The 16,449-nt window shown below is 34.7% G+C and carries 14 protein-coding genes, 1 tRNA gene and 1 riboswitch; of the genes, 1 reads left to right on the plus strand and 14 read right to left on the minus strand.

The features are described from left to right. Nucleotides 1-59: 59 nt before the first annotated feature. From K1X16_RS07310 to K1X16_RS07355, 10 genes are all read right to left on the minus strand, one after another. The gene (locus K1X16_RS07310; protein ID WP_195871988.1) at nt 60-647 is read right to left on the minus strand and encodes a DUF5683 domain-containing protein; all 588 of its coding nucleotides are present in this window, start codon (nt 645-647) and stop codon (nt 60-62) included. Continuing rightward, nucleotides 637-1,539 carry a ParB/RepB/Spo0J family partition protein gene (locus tag K1X16_RS07315; protein WP_195871989.1) on the minus strand — a complete coding sequence of 301 codons (903 nt, stop codon included), beginning with the start codon at nt 1,537-1,539 and terminating at the stop codon, nt 637-639. The genes K1X16_RS07310 and K1X16_RS07315 overlap by 11 nt, the downstream gene beginning before the upstream one ends. Next, the gene (locus tag K1X16_RS07320) at nt 1,539-2,306 is read right to left on the minus strand and encodes a ParA family protein (RefSeq protein WP_195871990.1); all 768 of its coding nucleotides are present in this window, start codon (nt 2,304-2,306) and stop codon (nt 1,539-1,541) included. The genes K1X16_RS07315 and K1X16_RS07320 overlap by 1 nt, the downstream gene beginning before the upstream one ends. A 269-nt stretch (nt 2,307-2,575) precedes the next feature. Then, a complete protein-coding gene (locus K1X16_RS07325; protein ID WP_225035604.1) occupies nt 2,576-3,514 on the minus strand; it encodes an alpha/beta hydrolase in 939 nt (312 codons plus the stop codon). 56 nt (nt 3,515-3,570) lie between these two features. After that, entirely contained in the window at nt 3,571-5,694 is a 2,124-nt protein-coding gene (scpA, locus tag K1X16_RS07330) for a methylmalonyl-CoA mutase (RefSeq protein WP_225035605.1), read from the minus strand. A 56-nt stretch (nt 5,695-5,750) separates the two neighbouring features. Beyond that, nucleotides 5,751-7,130: a methylmalonyl-CoA mutase subunit beta gene (locus K1X16_RS07335; protein ID WP_225035606.1), complete on the minus strand. Its 1,380-nt coding sequence runs from the start codon at nt 7,128-7,130 to the stop codon at nt 5,751-5,753. After that, nucleotides 7,123-7,449: an FtsB family cell division protein gene (locus tag K1X16_RS07340; RefSeq protein WP_225035607.1), complete on the minus strand. Its 327-nt coding sequence runs from the start codon at nt 7,447-7,449 to the stop codon at nt 7,123-7,125. The genes K1X16_RS07335 and K1X16_RS07340 overlap by 8 nt, the downstream gene beginning before the upstream one ends. Then, on the minus strand, nt 7,449-8,054 hold the full coding sequence (gene udk / locus K1X16_RS07345) for a uridine kinase (protein WP_195871996.1): 606 nt from the start codon (nt 8,052-8,054) through the stop codon (nt 7,449-7,451). Before udk ends, K1X16_RS07340 begins: the two co-directional genes overlap by 1 nt. A gap of 56 nt (nt 8,055-8,110) precedes the next feature. Further along, complete coding sequence (locus K1X16_RS07350) at nt 8,111-8,560, minus strand: c-type cytochrome (protein WP_225035608.1); 450 nt, start codon at nt 8,558-8,560, stop codon at nt 8,111-8,113. Further along, nucleotides 8,557-9,657, minus strand: coding sequence for a PQQ-dependent sugar dehydrogenase (locus K1X16_RS07355; RefSeq protein WP_225035609.1), 1,101 nt, complete (start codon nt 9,655-9,657; stop codon nt 8,557-8,559). Before K1X16_RS07355 ends, K1X16_RS07350 begins: the two co-directional genes overlap by 4 nt. A gap of 207 nt (nt 9,658-9,864) precedes the next feature. On the opposite strand from K1X16_RS07355, the gene K1X16_RS07360 reads away from it, so the two are divergent. After that, a tRNA-Pro gene (locus K1X16_RS07360) sits at nt 9,865-9,939 on the plus strand. A gap of 128 nt (nt 9,940-10,067) precedes the next feature. On the opposite strand, the gene K1X16_RS07365 is transcribed toward K1X16_RS07360, so the two are convergent. Genes K1X16_RS07365 through K1X16_RS07380 form a run of 4 tightly spaced genes read right to left on the minus strand, consistent with a single transcriptional unit; the run spans nt 10,068 to nt 15,229 of the window. Continuing rightward, entirely contained in the window at nt 10,068-11,000 is a 933-nt protein-coding gene (locus tag K1X16_RS07365; protein WP_225035610.1) for a T9SS type A sorting domain-containing protein, read from the minus strand. Between the two features lie 38 nt (nt 11,001-11,038). Then, a complete protein-coding gene (locus tag K1X16_RS07370) occupies nt 11,039-12,325 on the minus strand; it encodes a YncE family protein (protein WP_225035611.1) in 1,287 nt (428 codons plus the stop codon). Between the two features lie 24 nt (nt 12,326-12,349). Beyond that, entirely contained in the window at nt 12,350-13,438 is a 1,089-nt protein-coding gene (locus tag K1X16_RS07375; RefSeq protein WP_225035612.1) for a YncE family protein, read from the minus strand. A gap of 3 nt (nt 13,439-13,441) precedes the next feature. Continuing rightward, nucleotides 13,442-15,229 (minus strand): TonB-dependent receptor plug domain-containing protein, encoded by a 1,788-nt coding sequence (locus tag K1X16_RS07380; RefSeq protein ID WP_225035613.1) that lies wholly within the window; start codon nt 15,227-15,229, stop codon nt 13,442-13,444. Nucleotides 15,230-15,310: 81 nt separating this feature from the next. Beyond that, nucleotides 15,311-15,542: riboswitch (cobalamin riboswitch) on the minus strand. Between the last annotated feature and the right edge of the window lie 907 nt (nt 15,543-16,449).

The following is a 16,449-nucleotide window of genomic DNA, read 5'->3' on the forward strand; positions in this document are numbered from 1 at the left end:
TGCTGTTCGCTATTTATCATTTCGTTGCGTGATAAAATTTTGAACGCGCTCGTTTCATATTAAAATTTAAAATTAAGTGTTAGGCCTAAGTCTGACGTATTTTCTAGTTGGTTATATTGGTAATGTGGACTTAGACTTAGATTTTCATCAACATTAAATTGAAGCAAATGCGCATCAATATTAGCATCGATAATATTTAGTGCGTATAAACCAAATGTAATTAAAAGCGACATTTCTTTGTTTCGTCTAAACTGTTCTTGCGCTCTAACAAGGCCGTCGTCCGAAATCACATTAAAAAATTCATCGTCCTTAAAACCAGCTAAACGACTTTTGTAAGCATCTCTATAGCGATTAAATTGATTATCGTTTCTTACATAAAAGTAAATACCAGCACCAATAGCTCCCCAAACAATGGGAATCTTCCAATATTTTTTGTTGTAAGCTTGGCCTAAACCTGGAAGTACTGCAGAATAAAATGCGGCTTTAGCAGGCCTTAATGGATCTATTTCTGTCTTAATTAAAGTTTCATTCGCGATAATCGGACTTTCTTCAATGTCAATACTAGTGCTGTCTTTTTTGGTTTGAGAAAACGAAAAAAGAAGCGAAAACAAGCATGCTAAAAGACAGTAAAACCCCTTATTTATCACGTTGAACTAATTTTTTAATGCGGTTAAAATCTTCTTCAGAATGAAAAGGAATTGTGATCTTTCCACTACCATTTTTTGCGACTTTAACATCTATTTTATGGCCAAAGTATGCCGAAAAGTCCTTTACACCTTTTTTTATGTGTTTAGGAATTTCAAACTTAGGGTCTTCGGTTTTAGTGGGTGCCTCAGAGTTTAAGTTTTTTACGAGTTGTTCTGTAGCTCTAACGGATAATTTATTAGTAATAATTTTTTCGTAAATTTCGAGTTGGTCAACTTGGTCTTCAACATTTACAATTGCTCGTCCGTGACCCATACTTATAAAACCATCTCTAATACCCGTTTGAATAATAGGATCTAATTTTAATAATCGTAAATAATTGGCAATAGTAGAACGTTTTTTACCCACACGTTCACTCATTTGCTCTTGGGTTAATTGGATCTCGTCAATTAAGCGTTGGTAAGATAAAGCGATTTCAATAGCATCTAAATCTTGACGTTGAATGTTTTCTACCAAAGCCATTTCTAAAGACTCTTGGTCATTCGCAATTCTAATATAGGCAGGTATGGTTTCTAAGCCAATTAATTTTGAAGCTCTAAAACGACGTTCACCAGAAACTAATTGATAGTTGTTAAAGGCTAATTTTCTAACAGTTATAGGTTGGATAACCCCAAGCTCTCGGATGGAAGAGGCAAGCTCTTTTAATGTTTCTTCATTAAAATTAGTTCTTGGTTGAAATGGGTTAACTTCAATACTTTCAATATCGAGTTCCACAATATTACCCACTACTTTATCTGCATTTATGTCTTCTGCAGAATTAATATCGTTTTCAGGATCTTTCAATAAAGCTGAAAGTCCACGCCCTAATGCTTGTTTTTTAGTTGCTTTCGCCATTATAATTCATTTTTCTTAATCAGCTCTTTAGCTAAGCTCAAATAATTTACTGCACCTTTACTGCTTACATCATAATTAATGATGCTTTCACCATAACTTGGTGCTTCTCCTAAACGCACGTTTCTTTGAATAATAGTATCAAACACCATATCACTAAAGTGTTTTTGTACTTCTTCTACAACTTGATTAGATAATCGTAAGCGCGAATCGAACATCGTTAGCAGTAAGCCTTCTATGTCTAACGCTTCATTATGTATTTTTTGTACACTTTTAATAGTATTTAACAGTTTTCCTAAACCTTCTAATGCAAAATACTCGCATTGAATTGGGATAATTACAGAATCGGAAGCCGTTAAAGCATTTAAAGTTAATAAGCCTAAAGAAGGAGCACAGTCTATTAAAATATAATCATAGGTGTTTTTTAAATCTATAATTGCATTTTTTAACATGTACTCGCGTTGGTCTTTATCTACCAATTCAATTTCTATAGCGACAAGATCAATATGTGCTGGTAATACATCTACGTTAGGTGCATTAGAAGGTACGATGGCTTCTGTTGCATCTGCTGTATGTTCTAAAACTTGATAGGAGCCAATTTCAACAGCTTCTACATCAATGCCTAAGCCAGAACTGGCATTGGCTTGTGGATCTGCATCTATAAGTAATACTTTCTTCTCGAGAGCACCCAGTGAAGCGGCTAAATTTACAGAGGTTGTTGTCTTACCAACTCCGCCTTTTTGATTTGCTATTGCAATGATTTTACCCATTTAATAATTTGGTTAAATATAAGGGCTTAAAATTACGATTATTTACGACTTTAGGAAATTGAAGTTGTTAACAGTTCTATAAAAAAAACAGCCTTCATTAGAAATTGTGAAGGCTGCTTGGTAATTTACTATGGAAATCTTATTTTTCTGGATTGTGAATACCTGTGATATGGCCTTGTGTTAAATATTTTTTGGCCGCATTATGTAAATCGGACATGGTTAAACTGTTTACTGCGTCCTCGAATTTTAAGATATTGTGAGCATCTTTTTTAGCTTGAGGTTGTTGATAGTTTATTTAGAAATTCTAGAATAGAGTAAAAGAATTTATCACCACCAACCGCCCAAATATTATTATGACCTGCTGATTTTAACTCTATAAATTTTTTGTCCTTACTTTTAATATTGGCGAAGTTGGTTTTGCCTTTCGAAATATTAATGGCGATATCTTTTCTGCCATGTACAACAAGAACTGGTTGTGTAATTTTTTTGGCATATTTTACCGGACTTGCCTCATCAGCATCAAAATCACCAATACTACCAGCTCTTTCGGCTAAAAAATTACTAAGTAGAGCAAAGCTAAATCCTGTGTTACGCCGAAAAAAGCCTTGAACATTAGATTTTAAATCGGTATAAGCACTTTCTGAAATTCCGTATTTTATACGTTGATCTGTTCCCATAGCTTGTAGGGCAAGTGCGCCTCCAATAGATTGGCCCCAAACACCTATATTATCTACGCCTTCCTTATTAATTAAATCATCTACCAATTTTTGAATGTCTTTAGTTTCTTTGACTCCATAGGTAAAAAACTGACCTTCGCTTTCGCCATACCCTCTTATGTCTAATGCAACAGAATTAAAGCCATTGGTTGACAGAAACTCACTTAATTCTAAAAAATGTTCTTTGGTATGGCTACTGCCATGAAGTAAAATAATAGTGCCTTTAGATTCGGCTAAACTTGAATAGGTGAGTAGCGCATATTGTTTTAAACCATCATAGGTTGTTATTGTTAGTTTTTTTCGTTTGAATTCAGGGTTGTCATTCTGCTCAAGCGTGGAACTTATGGTTTGTTGTGTTTTAAATGACTCTATGAGTGGATTTCTTTTTTCTATGAATAATCGAGGAAAAATGAAATATAAAAATAATAAGCCTATAGCTATCAGGATTAAACAAATGCGTTTAATAAGTTTGATAACTCTGGTTTTGGGCATCTTTTAATAGTAATTGCGAATTTTGACTGTTCTTAGTTTAAGCAGTACATTTTAGTTTAATCAATCAATATCTCTAATATCTGAATTGCAGCCTCACTAATTTTAGTTCCAGGTCCAAAAACGGCTACAGCTCCTGCGTCAAATAAATACTGGTAATCTTGCTTAGGAATAACACCTCCTACGATAACCATAATGTCTTCACGACCATATTTTTTGAGCTCATCTATAACTTGGGGAACTAATGTTTTGTGTCCTGCTGCTAATGAAGATATACCTAGAATATGAACATCATTTTCTACGGCTTGTTTGGCTGCTTCTTTAGGTGTTTGAAAGAGTGGTCCAATATCTACATCAAAGCCCACATCAGCATAACTTGTAGCGACTACTTTTGCACCTCTGTCGTGGCCGTCTTGTCCCATTTTTGCAATCATAATTCGTGGTCTACGGCCATCTTGCTCTGCAAATTGGTTGGCGAGTTCTCTTGCTTTTTGAAAACTTGAATCGTCTTTGATTTCTTTACTATACACTCCTGAAAATGATTTAATTTGTGCTTTATAGCGTCCAAACTCAGCTTCTAATGCATCACTTATTTCTCCTAAAGTAGCACGTTTTCTTGCTGCATCTACAGCTAAAGCTAGTAAATTTTCATCACTAGTCTTTGCTGCTGTTGTTAGTCTTGATAATGCTTCAGTTACGTCAGAATTATTACGACTTGCTTTAATTGCGTTTAGTCGTTCAATTTGTTGCAATCTAACAGTTTGGTTATCTACTTCTAACGTAGAAATAGGGTCTTCTTGTTCTAATCGGTATTTGTTTACTCCAACAATAATGTCTTGTCCGGAATCTATGCGTGCTTGTTTGCGTGCAGCAGCTTCTTCGATTCTTAATTTTGGAATGCCAGCTTCAATAGCTTTGGTCATACCTCCTAATTCTTCTACTTCTTGGATTAATTTCCAAGCTTCATTTACGATGTCGTCGGTTAGTTTTTCTACATAATAACTGCCAGCCCAAGGGTCAACTGTTTTCGTAATGTGCGTTTCTTGTTGTAAATATATTTGTGTGTTTCTTGCGATACGAGCAGAGAAGTCTGTAGGTAATGCAATAGCTTCATCTAGTGCGTTGGTGTGCAGGCTTTGTGTGCCTCCAAAAGCTGCTGCAGACGCTTCAATACAAGTTCTGGCAACATTATTAAAAGGATCTTGCTCTGTTAAACTCCAGCCAGAAGTTTGGCAATGGGTTCTTAGAGCTAAAGATTTTTGGTTTTTTGGGTTAAATTGCTTCACGATTTTTGCCCACAGCATACGTGCGGCACGCATTTTTGCAATTTCCATAAAGTGGTTCATGCCAATCGCCCAGAAGAATGATAGTCGTGGTGCAAAAGTGTCAATATCCATACCAGCTTCAAGCCCTTTTTTTATGTACTCTAAACCATCTGCTAAAGTATAAGCTAGCTCAATATCGCATGTGGCTCCTGCTTCTTGCATGTGATAACCCGAAATACTGATACTATTGAATTTATGCATGTTATTGCTTGTGTATTCAAAAATATCAGAGATAATTTTCATGGATGGAGTAGGTGGATAGATGTAGGTGTTCCGTACCATGAATTCTTTTAGGATGTCATTTTGAATGGTGCCTGCGAGCTGTTCGGGCTTTACACCTTGTTCTTCTGCAGCGACAATATAAAACGCCATAATAGGTAGAACGGCTCCGTTCATGGTCATGGAAACGGACATCTTATCTAGTGGAATTTGATCGAAAAGTACTTTCATGTCCTCTACCGAATCGATAGCGACACCAGCTTTTCCAACATCTCCAACGACGCGTTCGTGATCTGAATCGTAACCACGATGTGTTGCTAAATCGAAAGCAACCGATAATCCTTTTTGTCCGGCAGCTAAGTTTCGCCTGTAAAATGCGTTGCTCTCTTCTGCTGTTGAAAAACCAGCATATTGTCTAATGGTCCAAGGTCTACGAACATACATTGTGGAATATGGGCCACGAAGGTTTGGTGCGATACCTGCAACAAAATTAAGGTGCTCTAAATCTTGAATATCATCTTTTGAATATGTTGACTTTACCTTAATGTTTTCGGCAGTTAGAAAGTCGTTTTTCGCGATATGCTTCGTGCTCCGTGCTTCGTGCTTAAGTGTTATATGTTGCAGATTTTTTCTTGACATTATAAAAGTATTTTTTAAGGGTGAAACGTTACTATAGGTTTTTTCTATAGTGAGTTTTACTCTTTGTCTAATCTTGTGATTTCCAATTTTTCAGATAATCTTTTCTCAATAATTGGTTCAATTAGTGTTTTGCGCTTATGTATTTCTAAAAAAGGACTGATTTCTAAATCGGTTTTCATCTTGTCTTCTAAATTAGGATGCTTATTTGTTCCTAATAGAACTAGTTTTTCTGTGTCAAAATCCGATTGTTCTTTGGAAGCACTTTCTTTGATTTTTCGTTGAATGGTGCCTTCTTTTAATTGACTTAAAAAGCCTCCATTGGCTTCAATATCTTTAAAAAGTTCTAATGCTTTTTCGGCTAATTGCTCGGTTAAACTTTCAATATAATAGGCTCCATCTGCTGGATTATTTACTTTATCAAAGTAGCTTTCATTTTTTAAAACCAAAAGCTGATTTCTCGAAATGCGTTCACCAAATTCGTTTGATTTGTGGAATAAAGCGTCATAAGGTAAATTATAAACTATGTTTGATCCACCAAGAACTGCGCTCATGCATTCGGTAGTGGTTCGTAGCATATTTACATTATAATCGTAAATGGTTTTATTGCGCTTGCTTGGTGTAGCATTGATGTGGCATTCGGTGTTTGCTCCATATTCTGATGCTAAGGTTGACCATAATTGACGCAGTGCTCTGATTTTTGCAATTTCGAAAAAGTAGTTTGAACCTGTTGCGATGTTGAAGGTTATTTGGACGTCACTTAAAGAATAGGCTTTCTGGCGTTCAAAATAGTTTAAATATTCGTTGCTATGCGCTAAGCTATAAGCTAATTGTTGAATAATGTTTGCGCCTGCATTTTGATATAAGCTTAAATCTACACTTATGTGATTGGTAGATTTTACGATGGCTTCAAATTTATTGTGATCGTCGTTAAGGTTGTTGTGCCAATTGCCTGTTTTGGCTAGGTTACCTATGATATCAGTGTGGATTTGTATGTGAGACTTCTTAACTGCGCTCGAATTGACTTTTAGCAATTTTTCTATAAATTCTACTGAAAGAAATTCACACTTAATAGCAACGCTTATTTTTTCAAAATCTATATTTTGAAACAAGTCTTCAGCGGATACATCTTCAGATGTAATGTAAAATAAAATGTTTTCTGCGCCTCGATTAATTGCATCTAGGGCTTTTAGGTTTGCTTCTTTTGCCTTTTTTACTGTAATACATTGACCTATTTTCCATTCAGTTGCTTTGCTTTTTGAGACATTAGGTAGTGTTTCAAATTCATCTGCATGATAAAATGGTTTAACATTAATGCCTTCGTTGGTTTTCCAGATTAGCGTGTTATTGTAATCTGCACCTTTAAGGTCTACTTGTATTTTTTGTTTCCATGCTTTTGAAGATACGTCTTCAAAGTCATTAAATAATGATTTACTCATCTTTTTTGTGTTTCGGAATACTGTCTTCGTATTCAATAATGAAAATGTCTTCGTTAGACTTTTTCATGTAATAAGTTTCACGCGCTGTACGCTCAATGCCTTCATCTGTACTTAACTCTTTAATGGCTTTATTGTCTTTTGCCATCTCGTTGCGGTAGTGTTCTTTTTGGTATTCTAATTCGTTAATGTCGCTATTTAACTCATGATGAAACAACCATGAATGCGCATCAAAAAACAACATCCAAACCACAAAAACAATAAGAACAATGACATAAATGTTCTTAAATGGTTTTAGATATTTAAAATTGATTTTAGACATTATAAGCGTTCGTTGATTATGGTTTTAACGATATCTACAGCAACCGTATTGTATTTATTGTTTGGTATAATGATATCAGCATACTCCTTCATAGGTTCGATAAATTGCTGATGCATAGGTTTTAAGGTTGATTGGTATCGTTGGAGCACTTCATTAATATCTCTACCGCGTTCAGTTATATCGCGTTTTAAACGTCTAATTAAGCGTTCGTCAGAATCTGCATGGACAAATATTTTAATATCGAAAAGTTCACGAATTTCAGGATGAGAAAGGATAAGTATGCCTTCTACGATCATTACTTTTCTTGGTTTTGTAATAACTATGTCGCCGGTTCTGTTGTGTTTCACGAATGAATAAACAGGTTGGTTAATTGATTTGCCTTCTTTTAGTTCTTTGAGGTGCTCTTCTAACAATTCAAAATCAATTGATCTTGGATGGTCGAAATTAATTTTTACACGCTCTTCAAAACTGAGGTGTGATGTATCTTTATAATAAGAATCTTGCGAAATAACACCAACTTGTCCTTCTGGTAACTCTTTTAAAATAGTATTTACAACAGTTGTTTTTCCGCAGCCTGTACCGCCCGCGATTCCAATAATTAGCATATTAACTTTGATTTGTTAGACTGTTGCAAATTTAATTATTTAAGTAGAATTTGAGTTTATAATTCGGAAACTTTCTGTGGTGTTACAAAGTTATTAATTGAATTTCCCCAACTGTTATTAATATAATTCATTACATCAGCGACTTCCTCGTCTGAAAGCCCTAAAGGAGCCATAGTACTGTTGTAAGTTATACCATTCACCACAACTTCACCAGACATACCGTATTTGGCTGCTTTAATACTTTCAATCTGATTTTCTCTTAAAAAATCAGAATCTGCCAATGGAGGAAATGCTTTGGGTACACCTTTCCCATTTGGTAAGTGGCAGGTAATACACATGTCGGAATAGACGCTTTCACCTCTTTTAATGCTTGCTTCTAACTTTGGTTTATCTTGGTCTTGAATAGCTGCGTATTCATTTTGAGCTGTTAAATTTGGTTTGTTTTTGTCCGATTTACATGAAACACAGGTAAATAGAGAGAGTATGATGATAATTATATTTTTCATTTCCTGATCAGTTTTACAATTCCTAAGTTTTCAACGCCTACATAAATATAGCCATCAGGTCCTTGATTTATAGATCGTATACGACCTAATCCGTCGAGTAAACGTTCTTCTTTAATTATTTTGCCATCTTTTAGAGTGCACTTATCTAAATATTGAAATTTTAAAGATCCAACAAGTAGGCTGCCGTCCCAATCACCATATTTATCACTGTTAATAAAAGCCATTCCGCTAGGTGCTATAGATGGATCCCAATAGTGAAGTGGTTGTTCCATACCTTCTTTTTCTGTAATATCTGTAAATGATGTACCACTATAGTTAACACCATAACTTATTATAGGCCAGCCGTAATTTTTTCCTGGCTGGATAATGTTAACTTCGTCTCCTCCTCTTGGGCCATGCTCGTGTGTCCAAATTTGTCTCGTTTTTGGGTGTATACTCATGCCTTGTGGATTTCTATGGCCGTAAGAGAAAATAGCAGTTTTAGCATTAGGTTCATTTACGAATGGATTATCTTGAGGAATAGTACCATCATCATTAATTCTATAAACTTTTCCGCCGTCTCTAGTGATATCTTGCGGGTTTTCATCTCTATTGCCACGATCACCTATAGTAAAATACAGATAGCCATCATCGTCGAAGATTAATCGTGAGCCAAAGTGTTGACCTTTAGTTGTATTTGGTGTTGCTTTGTATAGTACTTCTAAATTTGTTAAGCTATGTTCTTTTAATTGAGCTCTAGCGATTGCCGTGTTTCCTCCAGAATCGCCACCACTTTCAGAGGCATAAGATAGATAGATCCAGTTGTTTTCTTTAAAATTTGGATGTAAGATGACGTCTAATAATCCTCCTTGACCGCGATCATAGATTTCTGGGAGACCAGATATTGTTATTTTTTTGCCATTTTTAAAATGAATGAGGTCTCCAGATTTTTCGGTAATTAGTATAGATTCATCTGGTAGAAATGTAAACCCCCAAGGATTGCTAAGTTCTGAAACAACAACTTCATGAGTGTTTTCGGTGTTTGTAGGGTTTTTATCTTGTGCACAAGCGAAAGTACTTGTAAAGATTAAAGTAATAAGAATGTTCTTTAAGTCCATATAATTACTATTTAAAAAGATTAAGACTTTAAAGTTAGGCAAATGTTATTGGATTCTAAAGAAATATTCTATATTTGCAGTCCGAAACAGGAAAACCAAAAATTCGGGGAGTAGTACCGCATCAAGTGTGGCATAAACTACCTTCAAAATTTGGTTTAACAATTGTATAATTTGAGTTTGAATTTAATTCTAAATTATATCAAAATTCGGGGTGTAGCGTAGCCCGGTTATCGCGCCACGTTTGGGACGTGGAGGCCGCAGGTTCGAATCCTGCCACCCCGACTAAAAAAACTCTATAAGTCTAACGATTTATAGAGTTTTTTGTTTTTTAGAATGTTTAGATGGGAAGATAAGAAATAAAAAAAAACTGCTTTCCAAATTTATATGAAAAGCAGTTTTTTAATCGGTTATTACTCTTTTATGAGCCGATGTTGACTTATTTTTCCGTTTGAAACAATTTTAACTAGGTAAATACCGCTCTTAAGTGAGGATATTTCGATAGCATTATTAGAATCAACTTCTTTTGAAATCACCACTTTACCTAACATGTCATAAATACTCACTTCAACGTTTTCGGTAGAATTGATGTAAAATTCATTTGAAGCAGGGTTAGGATAGATAGTAGTTGCTGAGTATTCTTTATCATCAATACTTAATGATTGCTGGTTAATAACACCGATGCCATCCAAATCAAACCCACTAGAATAAAAAGGTGTGGGAAAAGGATCATTGATGGCATTACCATAACTATCATAACTAGCGTAAGCTGGGTCAATACTTCCAACTACATCAATTATTTTGATGTGGGTAATATTGTTTTTGTCTAGTAAAGCATCCTCCTCTAAGTCTGATAAATCAAATGGTGTTCCAAATAACCCTTTGTATTTTCCTGCTAGATTATTTAAGTAGGATGGATCTAAAATTTCAAAGCCTCCAACTTGTGTTTCAGTTTGTGTTTCGCTGTGAGATGGAAACCTAACATAATTAACGCCATCAGAACTTACTTCAACAAAGGCTAATTCTAGAAATGTATCGCTAAAACTATTTTCAAAAACAACAAAATCAAATCCATCACCATCTCCTATTGGTGTTTCAAAGGTTAGTATGGCTTCACCGGCATCACCTAGACTCACTACATTATTAGTTGGTATACCTAAGGCATCTTCAGCAGTTCCATAAGTAGCATAATTACTACCTTCATGTTCTTGCGAAGGATTAGAAATATTTACATAACCACGTTGTAGTTCTATGCCAGTTGCCCAAGCTATAAAAACATCGCTGTCAGCAGCAATTGCTGTTGATCCTGGTTGTCCTGCAGCGGGTGGGTAGCTTTGTGCCTGCATAATAACGCTAGAACATATGAAGAGGGTGATCACTTTGATCATTTTACGATTAATTTTAAAGTTGTTGAACTTCCTTTAACTTCAATATTTACTAAGTAAATACCAGCTTCAATACCATCTAAAGCTATTGGTTGTGTGTTAGTGTATTTGGTGTCTTTTACTAATTTTCCAAACACATCATACATTTTGATATTTGCATTTTCTGTAAGGTTTAATTCAAAACTCTCTGATGCTGGGTTAGGATATAAGGTTGTTGTTTCAAAAGCAAAATCATTCACACTTAAAGTCCCTTCATTTTTATACACTCCATTAGGAAGTGGGCCTACGGTATATTCCGTTATTAAACTTCCACTTTCATCATATACAAATACTTTTCCTGGGCTTACATAGTCTATGGCATCTAATAAATAGAGCTTGTCGTCAATCTTATCGAAACCATAAGAAAGTTGTACATCATTAGATGTATTAAAAGCGACTGTTGGAAGTGTAGTGTCTGTAGAGGCCATTTTATAAATGTTATTATTTAGAACATAATATAAATCGGTATCATCTACAGCTAAATAACTTGGATGTTCTGTAGTTTCAAAATTAATTGTAACATGGTTTTGGTAATCTGACAAATCTATTTTGTGAATACTACCTTGAGTTTCATCACCTGTCCATGCTTGTTTTCCACTAGAAAGTACATATAAGTAATCATCGTCAACTTTTATTGTTGATGGCACATCTCCTACAGTGATTGATTCTACAGTACTGGTTGCTATATCAATTACAGAAACAGAATTACCGTATCCGTAACCACCTTGATGTGCGACAAATAATTTTCCATCTTTCTGTACGATTTTTTCAGGACCTTCAGCAACTGAGATTGTTGAGGAAATAGTATTGGTAGTTAAATCAATAACAGCAACATAATCATCTGTTGTATCTGCAGGATCTCCCCAATTAGTCACATAACCTTTTCCGTCATAAAAAGTTATATTACGTGGTGCGCTCAATTGATCTGTAATACTAGCTTCAAAAGCAAAAGTAGTGCTATTCACAACCTTTATTTCATCACTATAATGAAGTATAACATAAGCAAAATCACCATAGAAGCCCATGCCTTGTCCTGTATCTCCTAAGGTCATACCTGGATTTTGAGTTGCGAAAATGTCATTCTCTAAGGTCCCACTGGCGTCGATATGTGAAACTGAAGCCGTATTAGTACCAAATAAACCTTCGTTTAAAATAAATATACCATTAGAATAGTCTTGTGCATAACTGGTTGCAGAGAGTAAAACTGCTGCTAGGATGTAAAATGTTTTTTTGTAATAGTTTTTCATGATTAAATTGTTTTTAATTAATTATTATAAGTTGTTAAAATAAAATGCATTTGGAATGATTTGAACAGAAAATTGATGCTGTAAGTCACCATCTAGAGTATAAATAAATGCTTCACCATTAGATGTGTAATCTTTAGCGTCAGCGATATAGATAGTACCTTCATGTACTTCAAAACCATAAAGAATTTGTACGCCATCTTCAACTGGTGAAAAAGAAGGATTTTCAGAAAGCTGAAAATTAGTGCTATCTATAGTATAGACTTCATTATCTAAGATGTAATACAATATTCCATCTTCAAACTCTAGATAATTTGGGTGTTGCTCTGCTGAAAAATTAAGCGTTGTTATGTCATTACTATCAGATAGGTTGATCTTGAAAAGTTTTGCTAGGGTTTCGTCTCCTGTCCAAGAAGCTTTACCAGAGCACATCACATAAAGAAAACCATTATCAATTACTATTCCGTCGGGTACATCTGCAACAGTAATAGTATTCAAAACACTTTGTGATGCTGCATCAATAATACTGATGGTATTGCCATAACCATAACCGCCTTTGTGAGTTACGTAGAGCTTACCGTTTTCTAATAATATTTTTTCGGGACCTTCCGCTACTGGAATTGTGGCTTCGATAAGATTTGTATCTAAATTTAAAACAGCAACATAGTCGTCATTAACGTCATTTGGATCTCCCCAGTTAGTGATATAACCCTTGTTGTCACTGAATTCAATATACCTAGGGTTTACAATCATATCGCTCACTGTTGCTATATATTCAAAAGTATAACGGTTAACAACTTCTACTGTAGCTGAGTTGTTAACAACGAGATAAGCGTTGTCACCATAAAACCCCATGCTTTGTGCTGTGTCACCAAGACTCATTCCGTTTACTTCAGAGTAAATAGAATTAAAAACGTCGTTGGTGTTGTCTAAAAAAGAAACAGATGCATTAGAGTATCCAAATCCACCTTCATTCAAAATAAAAATTCCGTCTGTATAATCTCCAGAAGGCGGTTGCACGGAAATAGGATCATCTCTATCATCACTAGTACATGATGTTATGGTGATTAAAACTATCATAAGTAGACCTGTAAGTTTATAAACGTGTTTTTTCATTGTTTAAAATTTTAGATGTATATAGAAATTGAAATTCCGGCCAGGCATTGGGCGGTTGAGAACGCTTTCGTAAGATTCGTTCCAGAAGTTTAATATTTGCGCTCCTATTTTATAGTCACGATTTTTTCCTAATGTGTATTCGGCTCCTAAATTAGCCACCATATAGCTATCTAAAATATGTTCGGTAGCATGATCTGTGGTGGTAAAAACCTCATCATTATTAAGGTATTGATAATAGGTCGAAATTCTTTTATAATTATACCCAAAGGAAGTGGTGAATTTGTAAAACGGCACATAGATAAGCTGTTTCCCTGTGTCTTTATTTTCTGAAACTGTGTATGCAAAGGTTGCAGAACCTGTAAATTTGTGATTTCCAAAAGATTTCTGAAGTGTAACGATCGATTCTAGTCCGTAAATTTTAACTTTATTAGTATTCTCTGGTCTAAAAATACCAGAGCTGTCAGGCACCCAACGTAATAAGTTTTCTACGTAATTATAATAACCGGTTAAGGAAATAGAAAGATTTTTAAAATTGAAATTATTGCTAATTTCACCTTGATAAGATTCTTCAGGTTTTAATTCTGTATTTCCAACACCTTGCCAATACAAATCATTATAAGTTGGGATTCGGAAGTTTTTAGAGGTATTAACTTTTATTTGATAAACATCGGTGAGTTGAGCGCTAAAACCTGCAGAATATAATAAGGGATCTCCATATTGTTCATTTGTTTCTTGACGTAACCCTAATTCGTAAAGAAACGTTTCTGAAAGTACATGTTTAAAACTGATTAAAGCAGCTGATAAATTACGGGTTTCTGAAGCTATATTAGAACCACGACCATCGTTATGTGTGTAATTAAGTCCGGTAGTAAGTAACATTTTATTAGACAGCGCGAAGTCTAATCCGTATTTAGCAATAAAACTCTTCACCTTTCCGTAGGTATAAAAGTCATTGTCAATGTTTCCAAAATAACGGTATTCTTCTGTTGTAGTTGCTATTTTTAAATTAGACTTCAACTTATTGAATTGACTTTCCCATTCTACGAGCGAGCGTGTGTTGAAGTCCGTATATTTTGTTTTTAATGCGTTTGGTGTTGGTACTGAAAAATTTCGTCTACCATCATAAACATTCGCGAAAATTTTTAGGGTGTTATTAGAGTTTAATTTAGAAGTCGCCGCTAAACTGATATTAGTATTGTGATATTGGCCGTTAATATTGATACGGTCAGTTTCGGGATAAGGGTAGTCATTATCAGAAGCATTGCGTGCAATACCTAAAAGCACACTAAACTTTTCTGATGAATAATTGGTTTGGTAATCTATGCCATAGGTATTGAACTCTCCGTAGTTAGCAAAAAGTTCATTATGAAATCCTTTATTAAAGCCAAGTTCATTTACCAAATTGATAGAGCCGCCAATAGCTCCGCTACCATCGGCAACACTAGAGCCGCCTGGTTTTATTTCTATTTTATTATAGCCACGTGTATTTATGGTATTAAAATCGGTTTGTCCGGTGGTTTGTGAGTTAATGTTAATACCGTTCCAAAGGACAGAAGTTTGTGATGCTGTTGTACCGCGAAAAGAGGGGGAAGAAACCATGCCTAAACCATTTTCCTTAAAATAAACTGTACTATTAAAGTTTAGAAAATTAGTTAGAGAAGCTTGGTTTTGTTTTAAGACGCTATCCTTTACAATAGTTATATTTCTTGTATAGGTGGAATCTTTAAGTTGATAGGCAACAAGGCGTACCTCTCTCAAAGCCGTGATGGAATCGGTTTGCGAATGGAGCATAGAACAAAAACCTATGCAAAACAAAATGGTGCATACAATATATCTCATAAACCCGATGCCTTTTACCCGAAAGCTACTGTGTTAATTGTTTGTAAAATTGGCAGGTCTCCTGACTCGTGTCCTAACTAATGGTCCTTCCCATTCTGTAAAGAACAGTGGATGTTGAAGAGTTTCATTAGTGGCATCCCAAACGGGACAAAACTTACAGTTGCGGGAACAGTTCAGGATTATTAAGTTAACTACTTTTTTACCTGATTCCCTTTTAATCGTATCTATAAAATTATAGACATAAACCAATTGCGTGCAAAGATAAATAATTGTATTTTAGTTATATCAAAAATTCGTCTTTATTAGTGGGAATATTCAGCTAGATTTAAAGGCTCAAAAAAAAGTGCTGACTTGTGTTTTGTCAGCACTATGTATACAGATAAATAGAGTAATCGCATATTTACTTTATATTGGCAAAGGTTCTACTTTGTGAGCTTGTTTCACCGGTTACCGAATAAAAATAGAGGTAGTCGCTTGTGTTCGTTTCATTAGTAATTTTGATGCTGATTAGAAATCTCATTAAACGTCAATCTAACTTCAATATTAAATTTCCGATGTATAAATGGGTTTACAGCTTCTTTTAGCGGTTTTAACTCGCATGCTTCATCTTTAATGTCAAGGTTGTGGTCGTCACAATTGTGATAAAAATCTAGGCTGTAAAATGTCAGCGCTCTGTAGTCTATAGCCTGAACTTTTTAAAGTTGTTCTGAAGCTCTGGGGAAACTTCAGGGTAATTAAAAGAATTTGTGGGCTTTTGTTTATTAATAAATTTTCTAAAGATTATTCTATTGAATAAGTCTTGCTAATAAATATGTATCTCAAATGTATTAACTGTAGATTTAAAAGAACGCTCCAGGCTTATTGGGCCTAAAATAAGACTGCCATATTAATCTTCATTCAACTTGTTTTAATTCGTCAAAAAGTGTTAAAATTTTGTACAATTATTAAAAAGTTAACTTTTTTTTTAACCCTACGAAAGAGTTTTGTCGTCTTAGATAAAAATACTAGTCATGACTCATGTAAAAAATTAGTAGAAATCATGATTATAGCTAAGTAGTGTAGGGCGTCGCTTTTAAAAGATGAATTCTCTTGTTAATTAAAAAACGCAACGTGCTATATGTGATAATTTTATAAAAAATTAAAACCAATATATTAACTATTAACCATTAAAT

The sequence above is a fragment of the Winogradskyella sp. SM1960 genome (assembly GCF_020179375.1).
GTDB lineage: Bacteria > Bacteroidota > Bacteroidia > Flavobacteriales > Flavobacteriaceae > Winogradskyella > Winogradskyella marina.